The sequence below is a fragment of the Bradyrhizobium sp. P2_E8 genome (assembly GCF_056403875.1).
Map to the genome: position 1 here is coordinate 1 of NZ_JBFUES010001645.1, position 948 is coordinate 948.

The 948-nt window shown below is 67.2% G+C and carries 2 protein-coding genes; both read right to left on the reverse strand.

Going from position 1 to position 948, the window contains the following annotated elements; genetic code table 11:
• A partial coding sequence (locus tag AC1D00_RS42945) for a hypothetical protein (RefSeq protein WP_477014899.1) occupies positions 1 to 285 on the reverse strand: 285 nt, incomplete at its 3' end.
• Positions 286 to 304: 19 nt separating this feature from the next.
• Positions 305 to 948: TIGR00282 family metallophosphoesterase (locus AC1D00_RS42950; protein ID WP_477014900.1), on the reverse strand; the 644-nt coding region annotated here is incomplete at its 5' end.

Sequence of the window (948 nt, forward strand, 5' to 3'; positions counted from 1 at the left end):
GGGGAGCTCCGCTGCATCCTGGGTCACGACGCTCACGAGCACGAGCACATGCTTTGCAGTCGCAGCGTACTCCTCGGCAGTCATCGGCCAAGCGAAATCGATCGCCGAGCCCCGCGCCGCCTTTGGCACCATTCGGGCCGTCTCGTTGGCAGACTTCTCCAGCCGTTCCGCGATATCGGCAGGAGACACGGCCCCCTGGGCTGGCGGCCGTGGCTTGCTCATGATCTGCGCGAGCGCATCATTCGAGAGCAGCAGCAACAGCAGGATGGCAACGAGTCTCGGCATCACGGACTCCCGGGTCAATTCAGGAATGCATCCAGAATGCGGGCTTCGCCGGCTCCAGCCGGCCGCCCACGCGCACCGGCGCGATGCGCAGTGCGAGGCCCGTTGCATCGTCGGTCTCGATCGCAACGCCGCTGAGCGTCGCCACACCCGCGGCCGGCTCGAACCGGCCCGACGGAATCCCCGACGTGAACCGGCGCAGCGGTTCTTCCTTCTGCATGCCGATGATGGAATCGTAGTCGCCGGTCATGCCGGCATCGGTCATGTAGGCGGTGCCGCCGGTGAGGATCTGGTGATCGGCGGTCGGCACATGGGTGTGGGTGCCGACAACGAGGCTGGCGCGGCCGTCGCAGAAGAAGCCGATGCCCTGCTTCTCGCTGGTCGCCTCGCAATGGAAATCGACGACGATGGCATCGGCGGCGACACCGAGCGGACAGGCGCCGAGCTCGCGCTCCAGCGCCGCAAAGGGATCGTCGAACGGAGTCATGAAGACGCGGCCCAAGGCGTTGACGACCAGCGCATGCTTGCCGTTCTTGGTCTCGACCAAAGCGGCGCCGCGGCCGGGCGTGCCGCGCGGATAGTTCGCGGGCCGCACCAGGCGATCGGCGCGCTCGATGAACACCAGGGCCTCGCGCTGGTCCCAGGAGTGATTGCCGAGCGTTACCG